Source organism: Curtobacterium sp. MMLR14_010 (genome assembly GCF_001865015.1).
In the GTDB taxonomy this organism is placed as follows: domain Bacteria; phylum Actinomycetota; class Actinomycetes; order Actinomycetales; family Microbacteriaceae; genus Curtobacterium.
This window is the reverse complement of sequence record NZ_MJGV01000079.1, coordinates 134,064-153,912: the sequence shown is the minus strand read 5'-3', so window position 1 is coordinate 153,912 and position 19,849 is coordinate 134,064. Positions and strand designations below refer to the sequence as shown.

Annotated in this window: 25 protein-coding genes; 15 read left to right on the top strand and 10 right to left on the bottom strand. The window is 72.9% G+C overall.

Features of this window, described 5'->3' with window-relative positions; genetic code table 11:
- Nucleotides 1-3 precede the first annotated feature (3 nt).
- The 3 genes from nucS to BIU98_RS15825 all read left to right on the top strand — a co-directional run bounded on the left by nucS (nt 4) and on the right by BIU98_RS15825 (nt 2,922).
- Nucleotides 4-699 (top strand): endonuclease NucS, encoded by a 696-nt coding sequence (gene nucS / locus BIU98_RS15835; RefSeq protein ID WP_071278704.1) that lies wholly within the window; start codon nt 4-6, stop codon nt 697-699.
- A gap of 235 nt (nt 700-934) precedes the next feature.
- Nucleotides 935-1,669, top strand: coding sequence for an HAD hydrolase-like protein (locus BIU98_RS15830; RefSeq protein WP_071278702.1), 735 nt, complete (start codon nt 935-937; stop codon nt 1,667-1,669).
- Nucleotides 1,666-2,922: a CynX/NimT family MFS transporter gene (locus BIU98_RS15825; RefSeq protein WP_071278700.1), complete on the top strand. Its 1,257-nt coding sequence runs from the start codon at nt 1,666-1,668 to the stop codon at nt 2,920-2,922. The genes BIU98_RS15830 and BIU98_RS15825 overlap by 4 nt, the downstream gene beginning before the upstream one ends.
- Nucleotides 2,923-2,934: 12 nt before the next feature.
- Here BIU98_RS15825 and BIU98_RS15820 read toward each other — a convergent pair whose 3' ends face one another.
- A complete protein-coding gene (locus BIU98_RS15820; RefSeq protein WP_071278698.1) occupies nt 2,935-3,768 on the bottom strand; it encodes an SDR family oxidoreductase in 834 nt (277 codons plus the stop codon).
- A gap of 43 nt (nt 3,769-3,811) precedes the next feature.
- Complete coding sequence (locus BIU98_RS15815; protein ID WP_071278696.1) at nt 3,812-4,450, bottom strand: nucleoside/nucleotide kinase family protein; 639 nt, start codon at nt 4,448-4,450, stop codon at nt 3,812-3,814.
- A gap of 33 nt (nt 4,451-4,483) precedes the next feature.
- Between BIU98_RS15815 and BIU98_RS15810 the strand changes: the two genes are divergently transcribed.
- The 3 genes from BIU98_RS15810 to BIU98_RS15800 all read left to right on the top strand — a co-directional run bounded on the left by BIU98_RS15810 (nt 4,484) and on the right by BIU98_RS15800 (nt 5,831).
- Nucleotides 4,484-4,855 carry a VOC family protein gene (locus BIU98_RS15810; protein ID WP_071278694.1) on the top strand — a complete coding sequence of 124 codons (372 nt, stop codon included), beginning with the start codon at nt 4,484-4,486 and terminating at the stop codon, nt 4,853-4,855.
- An 89-nt stretch (nt 4,856-4,944) separates the two neighbouring features.
- Complete coding sequence (locus BIU98_RS15805) at nt 4,945-5,136, top strand: hypothetical protein (RefSeq protein WP_071278692.1); 192 nt, start codon at nt 4,945-4,947, stop codon at nt 5,134-5,136.
- Entirely contained in the window at nt 5,133-5,831 is a 699-nt protein-coding gene (locus BIU98_RS15800) for a hypothetical protein (protein ID WP_071278690.1), read from the top strand. The genes BIU98_RS15805 and BIU98_RS15800 overlap by 4 nt, the downstream gene beginning before the upstream one ends.
- Here the strand turns inward: BIU98_RS15800 and BIU98_RS15795 are convergent.
- From BIU98_RS15795 to BIU98_RS15785, 3 genes are all read right to left on the bottom strand, one after another.
- Complete coding sequence (locus BIU98_RS15795; protein ID WP_071278688.1) at nt 5,824-6,261, bottom strand: NUDIX hydrolase; 438 nt, start codon at nt 6,259-6,261, stop codon at nt 5,824-5,826. The two genes, BIU98_RS15800 and BIU98_RS15795, sit on opposite strands and share 8 nt — an antisense overlap.
- A gap of 79 nt (nt 6,262-6,340) precedes the next feature.
- Entirely contained in the window at nt 6,341-6,943 is a 603-nt protein-coding gene (locus BIU98_RS15790; protein ID WP_071278686.1) for a TetR family transcriptional regulator C-terminal domain-containing protein, read from the bottom strand.
- A gap of 133 nt (nt 6,944-7,076) precedes the next feature.
- Nucleotides 7,077-8,396 (bottom strand): carboxylesterase family protein, encoded by a 1,320-nt coding sequence (locus BIU98_RS15785; RefSeq protein WP_254787965.1) that lies wholly within the window; start codon nt 8,394-8,396, stop codon nt 7,077-7,079.
- A 213-nt stretch (nt 8,397-8,609) separates the two neighbouring features.
- Here BIU98_RS15785 and BIU98_RS15780 point away from each other — a divergent pair, with 213 nt between their 5' ends.
- On the top strand, nt 8,610-9,410 hold the full coding sequence (locus tag BIU98_RS15780; RefSeq protein ID WP_071278684.1) for a sugar phosphate isomerase/epimerase: 801 nt from the start codon (nt 8,610-8,612) through the stop codon (nt 9,408-9,410).
- Entirely contained in the window at nt 9,407-10,510 is a 1,104-nt protein-coding gene (locus BIU98_RS15775) for a Gfo/Idh/MocA family protein (RefSeq protein ID WP_071278682.1), read from the top strand. Before BIU98_RS15780 ends, BIU98_RS15775 begins: the two co-directional genes overlap by 4 nt.
- A 117-nt stretch (nt 10,511-10,627) precedes the next feature.
- On the opposite strand, the gene BIU98_RS15770 is transcribed toward BIU98_RS15775, so the two are convergent.
- The 3 genes from BIU98_RS15770 to BIU98_RS15760 form a co-directional block, all read right to left on the bottom strand.
- On the bottom strand, nt 10,628-11,236 hold the full coding sequence (locus BIU98_RS15770; protein ID WP_071278680.1) for a TetR/AcrR family transcriptional regulator: 609 nt from the start codon (nt 11,234-11,236) through the stop codon (nt 10,628-10,630).
- Between the two features lie 95 nt (nt 11,237-11,331).
- On the bottom strand, nt 11,332-11,871 hold the full coding sequence (locus BIU98_RS15765) for a MarR family winged helix-turn-helix transcriptional regulator (protein ID WP_071278675.1): 540 nt from the start codon (nt 11,869-11,871) through the stop codon (nt 11,332-11,334).
- A gap of 21 nt (nt 11,872-11,892) precedes the next feature.
- The gene (locus BIU98_RS15760; protein ID WP_071278673.1) at nt 11,893-12,075 is read right to left on the bottom strand and encodes a hypothetical protein; all 183 of its coding nucleotides are present in this window, start codon (nt 12,073-12,075) and stop codon (nt 11,893-11,895) included.
- 157 nt (nt 12,076-12,232) lie between these two features.
- On the opposite strand from BIU98_RS15760, the gene BIU98_RS15755 reads away from it, so the two are divergent.
- The 7 genes from BIU98_RS15755 (at nt 12,233) to BIU98_RS15725 (ending at nt 17,714) form a co-directional block, all read left to right on the top strand.
- The gene (locus BIU98_RS15755; RefSeq protein ID WP_071278671.1) at nt 12,233-12,931 is read left to right on the top strand and encodes an SDR family NAD(P)-dependent oxidoreductase; all 699 of its coding nucleotides are present in this window, start codon (nt 12,233-12,235) and stop codon (nt 12,929-12,931) included.
- Between the two features lie 80 nt (nt 12,932-13,011).
- Entirely contained in the window at nt 13,012-13,224 is a 213-nt protein-coding gene (locus BIU98_RS15750) for a hypothetical protein (RefSeq protein ID WP_071278669.1), read from the top strand.
- Entirely contained in the window at nt 13,224-14,378 is a 1,155-nt protein-coding gene (alr, locus tag BIU98_RS15745) for an alanine racemase (RefSeq protein ID WP_083393316.1), read from the top strand. Before BIU98_RS15750 ends, alr begins: the two co-directional genes overlap by 1 nt.
- Entirely contained in the window at nt 14,371-15,375 is a 1,005-nt protein-coding gene (locus tag BIU98_RS15740; RefSeq protein WP_071278667.1) for a D-alanine--D-alanine ligase, read from the top strand. The genes alr and BIU98_RS15740 overlap by 8 nt, the downstream gene beginning before the upstream one ends.
- Complete coding sequence (locus tag BIU98_RS15735; RefSeq protein WP_254787964.1) at nt 15,372-16,562, top strand: sensor histidine kinase; 1,191 nt, start codon at nt 15,372-15,374, stop codon at nt 16,560-16,562. The genes BIU98_RS15740 and BIU98_RS15735 overlap by 4 nt, the downstream gene beginning before the upstream one ends.
- Nucleotides 16,559-17,227 (top strand): response regulator transcription factor, encoded by a 669-nt coding sequence (locus BIU98_RS15730; RefSeq protein WP_071278665.1) that lies wholly within the window; start codon nt 16,559-16,561, stop codon nt 17,225-17,227. The genes BIU98_RS15735 and BIU98_RS15730 overlap by 4 nt, the downstream gene beginning before the upstream one ends.
- An 88-nt stretch (nt 17,228-17,315) precedes the next feature.
- Nucleotides 17,316-17,714: a hypothetical protein gene (locus BIU98_RS15725; RefSeq protein WP_071278663.1), complete on the top strand. Its 399-nt coding sequence runs from the start codon at nt 17,316-17,318 to the stop codon at nt 17,712-17,714.
- 13 nt (nt 17,715-17,727) lie between these two features.
- Here the strand turns inward: BIU98_RS15725 and BIU98_RS15720 are convergent, their stop codons facing one another.
- Both BIU98_RS15720 and BIU98_RS15715 read right to left on the bottom strand, forming a co-directional pair.
- Nucleotides 17,728-18,489: a triose-phosphate isomerase family protein gene (locus BIU98_RS15720; RefSeq protein WP_071278661.1), complete on the bottom strand. Its 762-nt coding sequence runs from the start codon at nt 18,487-18,489 to the stop codon at nt 17,728-17,730.
- The coding region (locus tag BIU98_RS15715) for a dihydroxyacetone kinase family protein (protein ID WP_071278659.1) at nt 18,483-19,849 on the bottom strand (1,367 nt) is incomplete at its 5' end. The genes BIU98_RS15720 and BIU98_RS15715, both read right to left, overlap by 7 nt.

Here is a 19,849-nt window from a genome sequence, read left to right as displayed (position 1 = left end):
CGGGTGCGTCTCGTCATCGCCCGTTGCTCCGTCGACTACGCCGGTCGCCTCGCGGCTCACCTGCCCCTCGCGACCCGGCTCCTCATGCTCAAGGCGGACGGCTCGCTGCTCGTCCACTCCGACGGCGGCAGCTACAAGCCGCTGAACTGGATGAGCCCGCCGTGCTCGATCGAGATCGGCGAGCCCTCGGAGGACCAGGCCTCGGCCGGCATCGAGCAGGTCTGGACGGTCACGCAGAAGAAGACCCAGGACAAGCTCGTCGTCAGCATCCACGAGGTCATCGCGGACCAGACCCACGACCTCGGCGTCGACCCTGGACTGGTCAAGGACGGGGTCGAGGCCCACCTGCAGCAGCTCCTGTCCGAGCAGATCGAGCTCCTCGGCGACGGGCACACGCTGGTCCGTCGCGAGTACATGACCGCCATCGGCCCGGTCGACATCCTGGCGCGGGACGACGCGGGAGCGAGCGTGGCCGTGGAGATGAAACGGAACGCCAACATCGACGCGGTCGAGCAGCTCACGCGCTACCTCGAGCTGATGAACCGCGACCCGATGCTCCGTCCGGTGCAGGGTGTGCTGGCGGCGCAGACGGTGGCGCCGCAGGCCCGCACGCTCGCCGAGGACCGCGGCATCCGCGTGCTGGTGCTCGACTACGACGCGATGCGCGGCATCGAGGGTGGGCACACCCGCCTGTTCTGAGGGGGTGGGTCGCGCGGGTGGCGGGTCGTCGCGCGCGTGGCGGGTCCTTCCGCGCTCGGCGAGTCGAATCGCGCGTAGCGAGTCGTTCCTTCGGACCCGCAACGCGCGATCCCGCCTGCCAACGCGGCCGTGATGGGAAGGAACACCCACCGGCCAGGAGGCTCGGCCCGCGTCCGCAGCGCCCGTCCCGCCCGCTGACGGTCGCCTCCACGGCCCCGGTTAGGCTGGTCCTGACATGACCAGCCCGTTCACCGCCATCCTCTTCGACCTCGACGGCACCATCAGCGACTCGGCGCCGGGCATCCTCGACAGCCTGACGTACACGTTCCGCCGGGTCGGTGTGCCCGTCCCCGACCGCGCGACGATGATGTCGTTCGTCGGTCCGCCGATCCTCGACACCTTCCACATCGCGATGGGCATGGACGACGAGCTCGCCGACCGCACCCTCGCCGTGTACCGCGAGCACTACTTCTCGCACGGGGCGCTCGACTCCCGGATGTTCGAGGGCATTGACGTCGTCCTCCGCACCCTGCACCAGGCGGGCCTGCCGATCTCGACCGCGACGAGCAAGCCCGAGACCCCGGCGACGTACATCCTCGACCACTACGGACTCGTCGGGGACATCGACGTGATCACCGGGGCGAGTGACGACGAGGACCGGTCCTCGAAGGCCGACGTGGTCGAGGAAGCGCTCAAGCGCCTCGACGCCCGCGGGTTCGACATCAGCCGCCCGGTGCTGATCGGCGACCGGCTGCACGACGTCGAGGGCGCAGCGGTCCACGGCGTGCCCGTGGTCTTCGCCGAGTGGGGCTACGGCTCCCCCGCCGAAGCCGTCGACACCATCGCGACCGCCGCCACCCCGCTCGACCTGCTGCCGATCCTGCTGCCGGGGTCGGACGTTCCCGGGTCCGACGCGGCCGGCTCGGACGCTTCCGGGACGTCCGCGGCCGACCTCGCCGGCCGGGCGTGAGCACCCGGGGCGAGCTGGTCCGCCGCGCGGGCTGGGTCCTGCCGGTCGCGATCGTCCTGGTCGCGCTGAACTTCCGCGGGCCGATCGTCGCGCCGGCACCCGTCATCGGGGACGTCCGGATGGACCTCGGGCTCACCACCACCGTCGCAGGGCTGCTGACGACGATCCCCGTGCTCTGCTTCGCCCTCGCGACACCGCTGGCCAGCTGGGTGATCGCGAAGGCCACCCCGGAGCGGGCGGTGTCGCTGTCGCTCGTCGTCGTGCTCATCGGCACCGTGATCCGGTCGCTGCCGAGTGCCGCCGCACTGCTCATCGGCACCGCGGTGATCGGCATCGGCATCACGATCGGCAACGTCGTCGTCCCGGTGGTCATCCGCCGCGACACCTCGCCGGAACGCGTGGGGATCGTCACCGGCGTCTACACGTCGGCGCTCAACGTGGGGTCGATGACGACCTCGCTCGGCACCGCCCCGATCGCCGACCTGTGGGGCTGGCCGGTGGCCATCGCCCTGTGGGGTGTGTTCGCGCTGATCGCCGGCCTCGCCTGGACGTACACCGTCGGTGCGCGTGCTGCCTGGCTCGGCCCACGGTCGGGTGCGGTCGCCGAACCGCTGCCGGTCACCGGGCCGATCGACCAGGTGCTCGACACCGGCGCGGTCCGCACCGCGACCGGGCCGACTCGGGTCTCCGTCGTCCGCCCGACCCGCTGGGTGACGATCGGGCTGACGTTCGCCTTCGGTGGGCAGGCCTTCTCGTACTACGCCCTGACCGCCTGGATCCCGACGCTGCTGCACGACGAGATCGGCTTCTCGAAGGCGTCGTCCGGGGCGAGCTCGTCCGTGTTCCAGATCCTCGCGGTGGTCGGGGCGCTCGGCGTCCCGGTCCTCGCGGCGCGCTGGCGACCCCGCGCGATCCTGTCCCTCGTCGGGACCCTGTGGCTCGCGATGCCCCTCGGGCTGCTGTTCGCGCCGCAGCTCTGGTTGCTGTGGTCGATCCTCGGCGGTGCGGCCCAGGGCGGCGGCATCACGGTGATCTTCATCATCATCGTGCGGCTCGTCTCGAACGACGACGACGCCCGCCGGATGTCCGCGTTCGTGCAGGGCGGCGGGTACCTGCTCGGCTCCGCGGGGCCGATCGTCGCCGGGGCGCTCCACGGCGCGACCGGGGACTGGACGGCGCCGCTGCTCGTCGTGCTCGTGGCGGTGCTGGTCCTCGGTGTCGTCGGCACCTTGGCCGCGCGCCGGGTGCCCTGAGCCGCGCGGACCTCAGCCCGCGCGCAACACGTCCCGCAACGACATCGGCGCCCGACCCGTCACCCGCTCGACGTCACCCGTGACCCGCGCGAGCGCCCCCTCCGCGATCGCCGTGTACGTGCTCACCCATGCGTCCGCCTGCCACGGCTCGGGGTTCCACCGCGCCCGCGAGGCATAGGCCTCCTCCACCGTCTCCGGCTGGTACCGCACGGCACGACCACGTTCCGCGCTCACGACCGAGGCCGCCTCCGCGAGCGTGATCGCCGCCGGCCCGGTCAGGTCGTACGTCCGGTCGAGGTGCGCCGCCGGGTCCCGGAGCACGGCCGTCGCCACCCGCGCCACGTCCGCCCGCGCGACCGCTGCCATCGCGCCGTCACCCGCCGGGCCACGGATCACGCCGTCCTCGCCGACCAGGTCCTCGACGAAGTCCAGGTAGAAGCTGTCCCGCAGGAACGTGTGCCCCATGTCGGTCGCGCGGATCGCCTGCTCCGTCGCCCAGTGGTCGCGCCCGAGCGTGAAGGTCGCGTCCTCCGCGGCGCCCATGAAGGACGTGTAGACGACGTGCCGGACGCCTGCCGACGCAGCCGCCTCGACGAAGGTGCGGTGCTGCTGCAACCGGTCCCGAGCCTCCGCTCCGGACACCATGAGCAGCAGGTCGACGCCGTCCAGCGCGGCTCGCGACGCCTCGGCGTCCGCGAACGTCGCGGTGCGCACCTCGGTGCCCGGCAGCTCCGGCGCACGGGCTGCGTCGCGCACGACCATGCGGAACGGCACGCCGTCCGCGGCGAGCGCGCGGGCGACCGCGCCGCCGATGTTGCCGGTCGCACCGGTGATGGCGATGGTCATGGTGGGCTCCTGTCGTGTGGCGCGGGTCGCGACCCGCGGGTGGTCAGGTCCGGACGATCCGGGAGGCTCGGCTCACCGTGGCAGCGACCCGTGCGGCGTTCACGCCGTCGACCTCCACCGCCCAGGTGCGGGCTGCCTCGTGGTCGCGGCCGTGCCGCATGTGCCGACCGACGAGGCGGTCGACGCGGACGTCGTCGTCGACCGTGCAGAACCAGGTCTCGGTGAACAGGTCGGCGAGGGCGTCCCAAGGGGTCGAGTCGTCGAGCAGGTAGTTGCCCTCCGACACCACGAGGCGGGCTGCCTGGGGCACGGCGATGCTGCCGGCGACGGGCTCGTCGACGCGGCGGTCGAAGTCCGGCGCCCACACGACGGGTTCGGAACCGTCGACCAGCCGGCGGACCAGGGCGACGTACCCGTCGGCGTCGAAGGTGTCGATCGCGCCCTTGCGGTCGTGCCGTCCGAGGCGGTCGAGTGCGGCGTTCGACAGGTGGAAGCCGTCCATGGGGACCTGCACGGCGGTGCCGGCGCCGAGGTGCTCGTCGACGGCGACGACCACGCGTCGGGCCAGGGTCGACTTGCCCGCACCGGGGGCTCCCGCGATCCCGAGCACGACCCGCTCGCCACCCGCCGCCAGCTCGACCGCGCGTCGGACGGCGTCGTCGACCGTTCCCTCCGTGCGCACGCCCTCATCCTCCCAGAGGAGTTCACTGACGGCATGACGATCGACGCGACGAAGGCGTTCAGCGGGTTCTCCGTCCGGGACCCGGCCGAGGCGAAGGCGTTCTACGAGGACGTCCTCGGGCTCGAGGTCACCGAGGACCACGGCATGCTCGCGCTCCAACTCGGCGGCGGCCGATGGGTGCTGGCCTACCCGAAGGGCCCGGCGCACGAGCCCGCGGCCTTCACCGTCCTGAACTTCCCCGTGCCCGACGTCGACGCCGCGGTCGACGAACTCACCGCGAAGGGCGTGACGTTCCTGCAGTACGAGGGCATGACCGACGCGAAGGGCGTCAACCGCAGGGGCGGCCCGCTCATCGCCTGGTTCACCGACCCCTCCGGCAACGTCTTCAGCGTCATCGCGGAGTGACGACCGCGCTGAAATACCGTGTACGAATCGCTTGAGGGGTGGTCCTTCCCCGTACTACCGTCTCCGCACGAGCAGAGAAGGAGCGGAGCATGCCGAGCATCACCATCGAACGTCCTCGAGCGGACGCACTCAGAGCCCGTCGCACCGAGATCCTCCGGCAGTGGGGTCTGGACGAACGAGGATTCGCGCCCGTGCTCGAGCACCGGGACCTCCACGGGGACGAGTGGCAGGCGGAGAACGAACTCGACGGGATCGAGTTCGTGCTCGGCGACGACCTGTGAGACGGGTCCTCGCAGCGAGAGCCAGCGGGGTCGTCCGTGACCTCCAGCTGGTCGTTGACGGCGTCCTGCCCGATCACGGCATCCGTTTCGTCGAGCACCGCAAGGGCGGCGGGATCCTCATCCGCCCGGTCGATGCCTCGGGCGAGCTGGCGCCGATCCCGCTGTTCATCGCGGGACAGACCGCGGCCACGGCCGTCGTACGGTTCTCACTCTCGGTCGAGTCGAGGACCGGGCGGCTCGTCACCGAGACGTCGCAGTTCCGCCTCGCCGCCGACACTGACCGCGACCCGCTCGTCCGCCTCGAGTACGACCGCGCTGTCACCCGGGCACCGGTCGCGCACTGGCACGTGCACGCTGAGCGCGGGGCCTTCACGGACCTGCTCGCCACGTCGGCGGCCACAGGTCGAGGGCGACGTGAACCATCGCGGATCTCCTCGGTGCACTACCTCGTCGGCGGGCCCCAATTCCGCCCCTCACTCGAGGACTTCCTCCTGTTCCTCGTGGAGGAGTGCGGATTCGATGCCCGACCCGGGTGGCGCACTGCGGTCGCCGAGGGCCGAGCCCGATGGCAGTCGATGCAAGCGAGGCTCCTGGCTCACGATCATCCGATCGACGTCGCGGCAGGTCTGCGCGAACTCGGCTGGCAGGTCGAGGCCCCGCTGCCGACTTCGGGCGGTAGGGCCCTGCTCAGCTGAGCGCGCCCGCCCACCCGAGCGCGATCGGCACGACCAGGCCGTGCCGGTGGTGCGGCAACTCCGCGATCGGGATCCAGTCCGCCCGCTCGGTGGAGCCATCGGCCTCGTCCCGCAGGGCTCCGCCGGTGATGCGCACGCGGAACACGACCTGCACGGCCTTCATCGGCCGACCGTTCTCGTGCATCCGTCGCTCCGCGGGCACCAGGTGGTGCCGCACGCCGAGCAGTCCCCCGACGGCGACCTCGTACCCGGTCTCCTCCATGAACTCGCGGACGACGGCCTGTTCGACCCCTTCGTCGTACTCGACCCCGCCGCCGGGCAGCGCCCAGGTCCCGGCTTCGGGGAAGCGCTGCATCGCCAGCAGCACCCGGCCCTCGTGCGTGACCACGCCGTACGCCGCCAGCCGGGTGTCGTAGTCCGTGTACTCCATGACCCGACCATCCCAGGAAGCCGCGCGAGCGCACGCGTGCCGCGCCGAGCCTCCCGTCGGGCTGGTCCCGGTCCTGCTGCTAGCGGGCCGGCAGCGCGACCGGGCCGCTCGCCCAGCCCACGCGCATCCGCGCCACCGCGCGGTCGTACCCACCGAGCAGGTCGACGTCGTCGCGGAGCAGGGACTGGAGCTGCAGGCCCTCGTACAGCGCGAGCAGCTGCTCGGCACCATGGCGGGGTGCGGTCCCGCGGGCCTCACGCCCCATCACGACGTCGCGGGCGAGGGTCAGCGTGAGGTCCTCGAACGACCGTGCGTACTGCTTGCGGAACCACCCGGCGGCGGCGTGCCCGGGGTTCGACGCGGCACTCAGCAGGGCGATGCGGAGGCGGACGAGTGCGGGGTCGCCCTCGCCGGTCTCCAGGCGGGCGCGGACGTAGGCGACGGCGCCCTCCCGCTCGGCGATGGGCCGCAGGATCTGCCGCGTGGCGGTGTTCCAGCGGTCGACCACGGCGACGATGAAGAGCTCCCACACCGGGTAGGCGAGACGGAACTCCTCCACGGTGATGTCGGCGTGGACCGCGACCTCCTCGGGTCCGACCTGGTGGAAGTCGGCGGCACGGTACGCGAAGATCCCCGCGGCCACGATGCGGGCACGGAGGTCGGGATCCACGGACACGGGCATGCCCTGATTCTCCGGGGGTGGAACGACCGTGGATACCGCCAGTTCAGGGGGTGCCGCCCCGGGCCGCACGCCACCGCCGCCCGGTGCAGCCCGCCGCTGCCACCCCGGTGCCGCCCGGTGCCACCCGTGACCGTCACCCCCGGTCGAACGCCAGCGTCTCGTCGCTCGGCGCCGTGACCCGCCCGGTCCGCGCGAACTCGGCCCAGATCGCCCGGATGCCGGGGCCACGGCGCTCGGCCTCGGGCCAGTCGCGCTCGGACACGAACGTGCTGCCGGCCCAGGCCTCGCGCCGGCCGAGCAGCATCGGGAGCTCCCCCATGTGCGCCGCGCCGGTCGGCCGCCGCGTGGCGCCGCGGAGCAGCCGGTAGCGGATCGCCGTGCCGCCGCCGGCGCGGTGTCGTTCGGCGAACCGTCGCGCGTCGCGGCCGTAGATGACCTCGGTCAGCGGTCGGACGAGCCACCACCGAACGAGGGACCGGCCGACCCGGGTGCGGGCGACCTGGCGCACGCCCGGCAGGACCGGCACGTACATCGCGGTCTCGTCCGCGGCGGACCCGATCATCAGCTCGATGCGCGGTGCCACCCGGCGCCAGGCATCCGCCAGGTCGCGCTCCGCCGGCAGCGGCGCGAAGCCGTACTGGGTGCCGTAGGGCATACCGCCGCGCAGGCCGAACGGCATCGCGATCCGTTCCGCTCGGGCCTGCCGGTCGAGCAGGTCCTCGAGCGTGGTCTCCGAGCCGACCGCGCCGATGGTCCGCACCATGGCGCGGTTCATCCGGGAGCGCCCCCGCGACAGGCCCAGCGGCGCACTCTGCACGATCGCGCGGTGGAACAGGCCCTCGGTGCCCTCGCTGATCATCAGGTGCGCGACGGCGTCACCGCCGGCGGACTGGCCGAACAGGGTGACGTGGTCGGGGTCGCCGCCGAACGCGGCGATGTTCTCGTGCACCCACCGGAGCGACGCGACGAGGTCGAGCAGCCCGAGGTTCGCCGGCACCCGCTCGCCGTCGCCGAGGAACCCGAGCACCCCGAGCCGGAAGGTGACGGTCACGACGACCACCCGCTGCTCCAGGACCAGGTCGACCGGGTCGTTCATCGGCAGGTCGCCGCCGCCGATGACGTACGAGCCGCCGTGCACCCAGACCATCACCGGCAGTCGCTCGTCGTCACGGACGTCAGCCGGCAGCGTGATCGAGAGCCGCTGGCAGTGCTCGTCGACCTCGGCCTCGACCACGTGCAGGAGCTGGTCGACCACCGGGGAGGCCGACTGCGGTGCGAGGGGCGCCGGGGTGTCCGCCTCGAACACGTCGGGGAACGGCGGCACCGGCTGCGGCGGCTGGAAGCGCTCGGCCTGCGCGTACGGGATCCCGCGGACCCGCACCACCCCGTCCTCGCGCTGGCCGCGGATGCGCCCGGCGGGGCTGTCGAAGGTCATGGTCGCGTCGTGGAGCACCGGTCCACGCTAGCCCGGGAGGCTCGGCGCGCGCCCGGTACGCCGGCCGCCGGTGACGGGGCGCGGACGCTGGTGGCCCGCGGCGCGGACACGGGCGACGCAAAACTACCCACCGGGTGGTTTTCGGTGTAGCGTCGTCCTCGATCTCGCCGCGGAGCATCGCGTCCTCGACGGGTCAGCACAGCCCAGTCAGGACCGAAGGAGCCCCGCGCAATGCCCATCACCTCCGTGCAGCTGTACTCGCTGCGAGACGCCATCGCCGACGACCTCGATGCGGCCATCGCCCGCGTGCGCGAGATCGGGTACGAGAACGTCGAGCCCTACGCGTTCGTCGAGCGTGCCGCCGACCTCGAGCGTGCCTTCGCCGCCACCGGCCTCACGGCCCCGTCCGGCCACGTCGCCGTGATCGACGCCACCGACATCGCGCCGATCTGGGACGCCGCCGAGCGCCTCGGCATCACGACGGTCATCGACCCGTTCATCCCGACCGACCGCTGGCAGACCGCCGACGACGTCAAGGCCATCGCCGACCGCGTCAACGAGCTCACCGCCGAGGCCGCAGCCCGTGGCCTGCAGTTCGGGTACCACAACCACCAGTGGGAGTTCACGAACAAGGTCGAGGGCCGCACGGTCTACGAGCTCTTCGTCGAGCAGCTCGCCCCCGAGACCGTCCTCGAGGTCGACACCTTCTGGGCGACCGTCGGCGGCGCTGACGCCCCCGCCGTGCTCCGTTCCCTCGGCGACCGCGTCGTCGCGATCCACGTCAAGGACGGCCAGGTCGACGGCGACATCCGCGACGCCCTGCCCTCGTCCGAGAGCGCCCTCATCGTCCCCGAGGCCCTGCAGCGTGCCTTCGAGAACCAGACCCCCGCCGGCCAGGGTGACGTCGACGTGGCGTCCATCCTCGCCGCGGCGCCCCAGGCGATCCGTGTCGTCGAGTTCGACGCGTACAAGGGCGACGTCTTCGAGGGTATCGCCGAGTCCCTCACGTGGCTCAAGGACAACGACAAGTGAGCCGTGTCGGGATCGGCATCATCGGTGCCGGCAACATCTCCACGCAGTACCTGACGAACCTGACGCAGTTCGCCGACGTCGAGGTCCGCTTCGTCGCCGACGTGCTGCTCGACCGCGCCGCCGCGCAGGCAGCGGAGTACGGGGTCGGGGCCTCCGGCTCGGTCGACGAGCTCCTGGCCCGCGACGACGTCCAGATCGTCATCAACCTGACGATCCCGGCCGCGCACGCCGAGGTCGACCAGCAGATCATCGACGCCGGCAAGCACGTCTGGAGCGAGAAGCCGATCGCCACGGACCACGACTCCGCCGCTGCGGTGCTCGCATCCGCGACGGCGAAGGGCCTCCGCGTCGCGACGGCACCGGACACCGTGCTCGGCGCCGGCATCCAGACCGCGCTCCGGGCCATCGCCCGCGGTGACATCGGCGAGCCGCTCAGCGCCACGACGATGTTCCACGTGCCCGGGCCCGAGGCGTGGCACCCGAACCCGGACTTCCTGTTCGCCACGGGTGCCGGTCCCCTGTTCGACATGGGCCCGTACTACGTGACGACGCTCGTGCACGCCCTCGGCGCGGCCACCCGCGTGCAGGCCGTGTCGTCGAAGTCGCTCGAGCGTCGGACCATCGCGTCCGGTGACCGCGCGGGTGAGACGTTCCCGGTCGAGGTCCCCACGCACCACGCGGCCCTCATCGAGTTCGCCGGCGGGCAGTCAGCACAGTCGACGTTCTCGTTCCAGCACGCGATGCCGCGCCAGGGCTTCGTCGAGATCAACGGCACGCTCGGCACGATCTCGCTCCCGGATCCGAACACGTTCGAGGGCGACTCCACCCTGTGGCGGTACGGCCAGGACGAGCCCGAGACGATCGCCGCCGTCGGGTCGACCTGGGGCCGCGGCACCGGGGTCGTCGACCTCGCCCGCGCCATCGCCGAGGACCGTCCCGAGCGCGCCTCGGGTGCCACCGCGCTGCACGTCCTGGACGTGCTGCTCGGCATCCGTGACGCCGCCGAGTCGCACACGGCCGTCGACATCACCTCCACCGTGGCGTCGATCCCGCCGCTCCCCGAGGACTTCGACCCCGCCGCGGCGGTGCTGACCGCGTAGGACGCACGCACGTCCCATCGAGGGAGCAGACGACGTCGAGTGGCCCCCGGGCACCCGACGTCGTCCGCTCCCTCGATGCACGTGCGGGGGCACGTGCGCATGCAGCACGTGCTCGCGTCAGGACGCGGGCGGCGGGACCAGCTGCTCGAGCAGGCGCAGGACCCGCTCGCCGTCGACCGCGTCGGGGTCGAGCAGCCACTGCACCTGGAGCCCGTCGGACGCCGCGATGCTCAGGGACGCCAGGTCCGTCGGGTCGAGGTCGCCCCGGATCCGCCCGAGCTCCTGGTCACGCTGGATCAGCGCGGCGAGCTCCGACCGCAGCCGCGCGAAGCGCTCGCGCATGAAGTCACTCGTCGCCGGGTGCCCCTCGCCGACGGCGTCCGCGGCCAGGGTCGTGTAGAGCTGCACGAGCCCAGGGACCTCGCGGTTGCGCCTGGCGCTGTCCCGCATGTCGCCGATCGCCGACGCGAGCCGGTCCGGTGAGTTCTGCTCGCGCACCTCGTGCTCCCGGTAGACCGCCAGCAGCAGTTCGTCCCGCGAGGGGAAGTAGTGCCGCAGCGCAGCGTGGGTGATCCCGAGCGCCTCCGCCACCGAGCGCAACGAGGACGCGTCGACACCCTGCTCGGCGACCATCCGGATCATCTCGTCGAGGATCTGCACCCGCCGCTCGGCACCCTTGCGGTACCCGCGTCGCGGAGCGGCGTCGGCGTCCTCGGCGGCGGTCATGCAGACAACTTACCGCTGGAAGGTTTCCGGTGGGGCAGAAGACGGGAGGCTCGTGGCGGCGCCGCCACGAGCCTCCCGTCCGGATCCTGGTCGCGTCAGCGAGCGCCGTCGGTCACCGTGTACTCGTCCTCGGGTTCCGGCACCGCCTCGGCGAGCGCCTCGACCACCTGGCCGAGCGCCCGCGTGACGGCCTCGTTCTCGGGGGCGGGCAGCCGGTCGAGGACCTCGACGACCACCTCGTGGAATCGCGCGTACGAGGCGTCGATCTTGGCGGCCGCCTGCTCCGTCGGCTCGAGCACCTGTGCCCGGCGGTCGGTGGGGTGGGCGGTGCGGACCAGGTCGCCCTTCTCCACGAGGGTGTCGACGAGCTTCGTGACCGACGCGTTGGACACGGCGAGCATCACGGCGAGGTCCTTCGGCCCCATGGCGCGGTGGTCGCGGTGCGCCTGGAGCAGGTACCGGACGGCGAGGAACTCGTTCTTCGACAGGCCGCTCTCGGTGCGGGCGTGCTCGATCTGCTGCTCCTCGGCGTGCTGCAGTCGGAGGATGGCCTCGACGGCACTGCGGGCGGCGGTGGAACGGGGCTCGCGGGTGTAGAGGTGGTGGTGCTCGCGGCGGACGACGGTCAACGGCATGGGGTCATGGACTCCGGGTGCTCAGGCCTGCTGGGTGGCGAAGAAGTCGGCGTAGGACGGCTCGGTCCGTGTCGAGAGCAGCGAGGGGTCCTCGATGCGGGCGTTGACGTAGGCGGCGATCACGGCGGGGGCGGTGAGGCCGACCCGGGTGTGGGTGCCGAAGAGCGAGGTGCTCCGCTGAGCCCCGTGGTACGTGCTGCGCATGCCTGGTTCCGCCTTCCTCGTCGAGCTGCCGTCCGGAGTGGACGGGTGAGAGTCTTTCAGGACGTGAACGGTTCACGCAATGAACGGTTCGGTCACTGTACGTTTCGCGCACCGAACTGCTCGGACGGTCGTGGCACCGGGGGCTAGCGTGACGGGCATGGACCTGCAGCTCAGTGACCGTGTCGCTCTCGTCGTCGGTGGGAAGGGCTACATCGGTGCCGCGGTGGTCGACCGCCTGCGGGCCGAGGGGGCGGCCGTCGTGGTGGCCTCGCGGAGCGCGTCGGAGGACGAGGAAGTGGCGACCTCGTCGGTGGCGATGGACACCGCGGACCAGGCCTCGGTCGACGCGGGTGTCGCGCGGGTGCTCGCCGAGCACGGACGTATCGACGTGCTGGTCGTGACGGCGGCGCCGAGTGCCCGCACGTTGGACCCGGCGAAGTCGTCCGACCCGGACCAGGTCGCGCAGGCGATCGACGGCAAGGCCCTCGGGTTCCTGCGGGTCGCGAACGCCGTGCTGCCGGCGCAGCGGGACGCGGGCTTCGGTCGTGTCGTCGTGGTGAGCGGCCAGAACGCCTACCTGTCCGGCAACATCACGGCCTCGCTCCGGAACACGGCGGTCAGCGTGATCGCGAAGAACCTGGCGGACGAGGTCGCGGGATCAGGTGTCACGGTGAACGTCGTGAACCCGGGCACGGTCACCGACGAGCCCAGCGCCGAGGTCCAGCGCGGCGCCGGCGGGGAGTCGAGCCCGACGCAGATCGCCGACCTGGTCGCGTTCCTGTCCTCGCCGCTGTCGGCGGTGTCGGGCGAGTCGATCTCGATCGCGCACAGGGTGCTGGGGTCCGTCGTCATCTGAGTCGATCTCACCCGGAGGGCTGAGGGGCTTCGACCGGCAGGACGATGCCCGGCCAGGGTCCCCTGCCGGACGCTTGTCCCATGACCAGCAGGACCACCAGGAGCACCGCCGCCACCCTCGTCGCCATCGTCGTCGTGATCGGGACCGCGTGCTGGGCGATCGACGGCAGCCACCCGACCGCGACCACGTCGTCGTCGATGTCGTCGCCCGCGTCTTCCCCGACGTCCGGCTCCGCGCTCCCCCGCGGGGTCGTCACCGTCACCGTCGGCACCCCTGCCGGCACGGTCGGCTGATGTCCGCGCCGTCCGAACTCGTCGTCCACGACGACGCGATCCGCGCGAACACCGCGTACTTCGCTGCGCTGACCGGCAACCGGCTGATGGCGGTGCTCAAGGCCGACGCGTTCGGGCACGGCGCCGTCGCCGCGTCCGTGCTCGCCAGCGGCGCCACGGCCGTGGGCGTCGCCACGATCGACGAGGCCTTGGCCCTCCGCGCCGCCGGGGTCGACGCCAGGATCCTCGCCTGGCTGAACCCGCCGGACGCCGACTTCGCCGCGGCCGTCCTCGCCGACGTGGACGTCGCGGTGTCGAGCCCGGCGGTCCTGCACGCCGTGGGGCTCGCCGCGCTCGCGGTGCGCCAGCGGGCCCGGGTCCACCTGCACGTCGACGTCGGCATGGCGCGGGACGGTTCCCCCGCCGAGGCCTGGCCGTCCCTGTGCGCACTCGCCCGGGAGTCCGAGGCGCTCGGGGCTGTGGGCGTCGTCGGGGTGATGGGGCACATGTCCTGCGCCGACCGGGCCGACCACCCGCAGAACGCCCGCGAGCGCCTGCTCTTCCGGAACGCGGTGCGGACGGCACGGCGCAGCGGACTGACGCCGTCCGTGACCCACCTCGCCGCGACCGCCGCGACCATCACCGGCGTCGGCGACGGCTTCGACCTGCACCGCATCGGCGCCGGCCTGTTCGGCATCGACCCGTCCGGCACCTCCTCGGCGCTGCGTCCCGCCCTCTCGCTGACCACGCAGGTCGCCGCGGCACGGCAGGTCGAACCGGGCACCGGCGTCGGGTACGGCCTGGACCACGTCGTGGACCGTCGGACCAACCTGGCGCTCCTGCCGATCGGCTACGGCGACGGGCTGCCCCGTGCGGCGTCCGAGCGGGCGGAGGTGCTCGTCCGCGGACGTCGGCGGCCCCTGGTCGGCCGCTTCTCGATGGACATGGTCGTCGTCGACACCGGGGACGACCGCCTGGACGCCGGGGAGCCCGTCACGGTCTTCGGTCCCGGCAGCCTCGGGGAACCCACCGTGGCGGAGTGGGCCGCGTGGTCGGACACCATCGAGCACGAGATCGTAACGCGGATCGGGACGCGGGTGGCACGTGTCCACCGTTCGACGAGCGTCGCCCAGACCGTGAGCACCGATCGCACCCTGGAGGCACTCCGTGCATGACACCCCGCAGACCGTCGCCGTGATCGGCGGCGGCGCCAACGACGAGCACGATGTCTCCCTCGCATCGGCCGCAGCGGTCACCCGGGCGCTCCGGGAACTCGGACACGACGCGGTCCCGCTGACGATCGACCGGGCCGGCGGGTGGGTCGACGAGCACGGCACCGTGCTCACGCCGACCGACGCGGTGAGCGTGCTGACGTCCTGCGCCGTGGCGTTCCCCGTCCTGCACGGCGTCGGCGGTGAGGACGGGGCGATCGCCGGGCTCCTCGGGCTGCTCGGCGTGCCGTTCGTCGGGTCACCCGTCCGTGCCGGGGCACTCGGGATGGACAAGTGGGTGACGAAGACCATCGCCGAGGCGGTCGGCATCCGCACGGCGCCGAGCCAGCTCGTGCACCGGGACGACACTGCCGGACCCGGTGGGGCGCGCGACGACCTGCCCGCCATCGCCGTCCAGCTCCCCGTCGTCGTCAAGCCGACGACGGGTGGTTCGAGCAACGGCGTCTCCGTCGTCCGCGACGTCGCCGACCTCGGGCCCGCCCTGGACCGGGCGTTCTCGGCCGGTGAGCACGCCCTCGTCGAGGCTTTCGTCACCGGGCGCGAGGTCGACATCGCGCTGTTCCGCGACCGCGACGGCCGCGTACGTGCCGGTTCGACGCTCGAGATCGGCGTCGGACCCGGCGACGTCTTCGGCCGCGAGCAGAAGTACGACGGCTCGGCCGACTTCACGCTGCCCGCACGGATCACCGCCCAGGAGCACGCCCGACTCGAGCAGGCCGCACGGACCCTCTACGACGTGCTCGGCTGCGCCGGGGTCGCCCGCTTCGACTTCTTCGTCACCCCGACCGGCGTCGTGCTGAACGAGGTGAACACGGCGCCCGGGTTCACCGAGCAGTCGCAGGTCCCCCGGATGTTCGCCGCGACGGGCCTGCCGTACGTCGACCTCGTGGCCGCCCTGCTCGCGACGACCGGACGCGCCCGTGCGATGATCGCGTGGTGACGGATCGGCGGGGGTTCATCAGGGCACTCGCGCCCGGTTCCGTCGTCATCGACCTGACGCTCGGCCTCGTCGCCGGCCTGGTGTTCATCGCGCCGGTCGACGTCGAGCTCGAGCAGGCGAGCACCTGGGCGGTCGTGCTCGCCGTCGTCGCCATCGCGGTCCGTCGGATCTCCCCCTCCGGCTCGATGTTCGCCGTCGTCGTGCTCGGCGCCGTGCAGGTCGTCGGGTCCGAGCGGCCCTCGCTGGTCGACATCGCGCTCTACGTCGTGATCGGCACGACGGTCATCGTCGGCAACAAGGTGGAGGTCGTCCTGTCGGGCGCCCTCGCCGTCGTCGCGGGCGTCGGTGCGACCGTGTACCTCGCGACCACCGGCTTCCGGTTCGCGCTGCTCATCAACGGGCCGCTCGACCAGGCGCTGATCGCCCTCGCCGCCCCGGTCGCGTCCCTGCTCGTCGTGTGGGCGACGGGTCTGGCCGTCCGGTCGCTGACGTCGCGCAACCGCGAGTCCGCTCTCCGCGTGCGCGAGTCCGAGCTCCGCGTGCAGGCCGAGGAGGTCGCGACCCGCGCCGTCGACGAGGCCGAGTCGGAGCGCATCCGCGGGGCCATCGCCCGGGACGTCCACGACGTCGTCGGGCACTCCCTCGCCGTCATCATCGCCCAGGCCGACTCGGTCCCGTTCCTGCACGACGAGGCCCGCATCCGCGAGGTCAGCGCCACCATCGCCAGCACCGCCCGCAGCTCCCTGCTCGAGGTCCGACAGGTGCTCGGGCACATCGACGGCACCGGCGACCGCGTGGACCCTGGGTCGCTCGAGGAGATCGTGCAGGGCATCCGCGACGCCGGCGTGGACGTCGACCGCACGGTCCGCGGCACCCCGAGGGCCATGCGCTCGGACACCGGCACCGCGATCCGCCGCGTGCTGCAGGAGATGCTCACGAACGCCCTGCGCCACGGGGCACCCGGGCGCCGCGTGACGGTCCGCGAGACCTGGCGCTCGGGTGACGTCGTGCTCGAGGTCGAGAACGTCGTCGGCACCGGCGCGACCGGCGGCTCCGGCCGGGGCATCGCCGGCATGCGCTCCCGCCTCGCCGCCCTGGACGGGTCGTTCGACGCAGCGGTCGTCGAGGACGTCTTCGCCGCCCGTGCCCGCATCCCGCTCGACCTCGACGAAGGAGTCGCCTCGTGACCACCCCCATCCGGATCCTGCTGACGGACGACCAAGCGCTGTTCCGCGCCGGCCTGCGCGTGGTCCTCGACGCGCAGGAGGACATGGAGGTGATCGGCGAGGCCTCCGACGGCGCCGAGGCCCTGACGCTGGTCACCGAGCTGCACCCGGACATCGTGCTGCTCGACATGCGCATGCCCCGGATGGACGGCCTCGAGACCGTCCGCCGACTGTTCGACGGCGCCTTCCCGGAGCCCCTGCCCCGGGTCATCGTGCTCACCACCTTCGGCCTCGACCCCGCCGCCGCCACCGCGATCCGGCTCGGCGCGAGCGGGTTCCTGCTCAAGGACGCGACGCCGTCCTTCCTGTTCGCCGCGGTCCGGGCCGTGCACGAGGGCAGCTCGGTGATCGCGCCGAACGACCTCGCCCAGCTCTTCGGGCAGGACGTCGAACGGGCACCGACCCCGCAGCCCGCCGAGTTCGGCACCCTGACCGAGCGGGAGCGGATCGTCTTCGGCTGGGCGGCGCGGGGCCTGTCGAACAGCGAGATCTCGGCGCGCGAGTTCGTCACCGAGTCCACCGTGAAGACCCAGCTCAGCAGCGTCCTCGGCAAGCTCGGGCTCCGCGACCGGGTCCAGCTCGTCGTCTACGCGAACGACCACGGCCTCGCCGGCGCCCGGGAGTGACGCCGCCGCGCTCCGTCCTGTGCGGATCGCGCGGCGTCTGGACGACGGTCCCCCACTGCCGCGCGAAGATGGACGCAGGGAGGGAACGATGAAACACATCCACTACGACAACACGACGATCCTGACCGGCGACGACATCGCCGACGCGGTGATCGAGTACGCGGCCGCCCTCGCCGGCGGCGACCGAGCCGACACCGTCGCGGTGCCGTCGATCGCCCCGGACGGCACGCGCACCACGACGAAGATCCTGATCGGGCCGACCAGCGAGGTCGTGGTCGAGGACGCCGACGACGACCAGCTCGAGGACGAGGACGGCGACTTCGTCGAACGCCTCCGTGCGGCCGCTCGGACGTTCGGTCACGCCGAGCCGATCCACGCCAGCACCCGCTCGGACCTCAAGGACGTGGGGTCGAGCGACGCCGACGACAAGGCCGACGCCGAGACGAGCCGCACGGACGCGTCAGAGGACTCGCCCGCCAGCCGGTAGGACGCCAGCGACGTCACCGGTGCAGTGCGAGCGCCTCGTCGAGGACCGCTCGCACGGCCGCAGGGTCGTGGGCGGACCGGCCGAGGAACAGGCCACCGATCCGGCCAGCGCCCCGGGTGAGCAGCCCAGGGCCGGCACTGCCGCCGTAGATCGCGACGCTCCCCTCGAGTGCCGGCCGGCTCGCCAGCGCCTCCTCGACGCCCCGGAGCACCTCGACGACGTGGTCGTCCGGCGCCGGCTGCGCGGCGCCGATCGCCCAGACCGGCTCGTACGCGACCACCACCGGGCCGACATGCCCGGCCCCGAGGGCGGGTGCGAGACCGCGGTCGAGCTGGCCGGTCACCGCCCGGACGGTGTCCGGCAGGGAGGCCCGGGTCGGCTCCCCGACGCAGAGCAGCGGTCGCAGGTGGTTGCGGAACGCCGCGGTCACCTTCGCCGCGACGGTCGCGTCGTCCTCGTGGAACAGCGTGCGCCGCTCCGCGTGGCCGACCTCGACGAGGTCGACGCCGATCTCCGCGAGTTCCCGACCGGAGACCTCGCCGGTGTAGGCCCCCTCGTCGGCGGTCGCCAGGTCCTGCGCCGCGAGCAGCACCCCGGACCCGGCCAGCGCAGCCCGCACGGGGACGAGTGCCGGGAAGGTCGGGGCGACGAAGAGCTCCGCGACGCCCTCCCGCAGGGCCGGGTGCGTCCGGGCGACGTCGGCCACGGCCTCGGCCCACGCGATCGTGCTGGCGTGGCCGAGGTACGTCTTCAGCGAGACGCCGATCGTCAGCACGCGGCGACCGCGTCGACGATGAGCGCGAACGACACCGCTCCGGGGTCCGGCGTCCCGACCGCGTCCTCGGCGTGGGTGCGCGCGCGGCCCATCCGCGGCAGCAGCGCGGCGGTGCCGTCGGCGGCCTCCTGCGCGGCGTCCGCGGCGGCCCGCCAGGCCTCGCGGAGCGGGACCCCGGCGTCGATCCGCTCGGAGAGCACCGCGTCGAACGGGACGAGGGCATCGACCATGGTCTTGTCGCCGACGACCGCGCCGAAGGCGAGGACCGCGTCGGTCGCGGCGTGCACCGCGCTCTGGACGGTGGCCGGGTCGGGCCGGTCGGTGTCGCCGAGGACGCGACCCAGGGCCTCCAGGGCGGCACCCCAGATGGCGCCGGAGGTGCCGCCGGCCTTGTCGGACCAGGCGTCCCCGGCGATCGCGAGGACGCTGCCCGCTCCGGCACCGCGGGTTGCGGCGTCCCGAGCGGCCGCGTCGGCGGCGGTGGAGCCGCGCTGCATGCCGATGCCGTGGTCCCCGTCACCGGCCACGGCGTCCATCCTGCCGAGCTCGTCGGCGTGGGCGTCGACGACCCGGCGCACGGCGGCGACGACCTCGACCAGCCGCTTGCCGGAGGCGCGAGAGGCGTCGGATGCGGGTCCGACCGGCGCGGCGACGTGGGCGGTGAGGACGTCTTCGGGGAGGCGTTCCTGCGGTACGGCACCGCCCTTCCGGTACGCGGGGGTGTCGGCGGGCGCTGCCCAGAGCTGCTCGAGTTCCGCGTCCGGCCAGAACAGGGTCAGGGAGACGCCGGCCATGTCGAAGCTCGTGACGAGTTCGCCGACCTCGGGCTCGACGACCACGGCGCCGGCGTCCGCGAGGAGGCGCTGGACGGTGGCGTAGACGACGAAGAGCTCCTCGTACTTCACGCTGCCGAGGCCGTTGAGGATCGGGACGACGTGGGCGCCCGGCAGTTCCACGCCGGACGGGAGTTCCGTGAGCAGGCGCTCCACCAGGAGCCGGGCCAGGTCCGCAGCGCTCGGGACGTCGGCTTCGTCGATGCCGCGTTCGCCGTGGATGCCCATCCCGATCGCCATGCGACCCTCGGGAACGGTGAACAGGGGCTCGTCGGCGCCGGGGAGGGAGCAGCCGGAGAAGGCGACGCCGAAGGACCGTGTCCGGTCGTTGGCACGTTCCGCGATCGCGGTCACCTCGTCCAGGGTCATGCCCTGTTCCGCGGCGGCACCGGCGACCTTGAACACGCAGAGGTCCCCCGCGATGCCGCGGCGCTTGTGCGCTTCGGCGGCCGGGGCGGACGCGACGTCGTCGGTGACGCGCACCGTGCGGACGTCGATGCCCGCCTCGCGCAGGGCGCGCTCGGCGG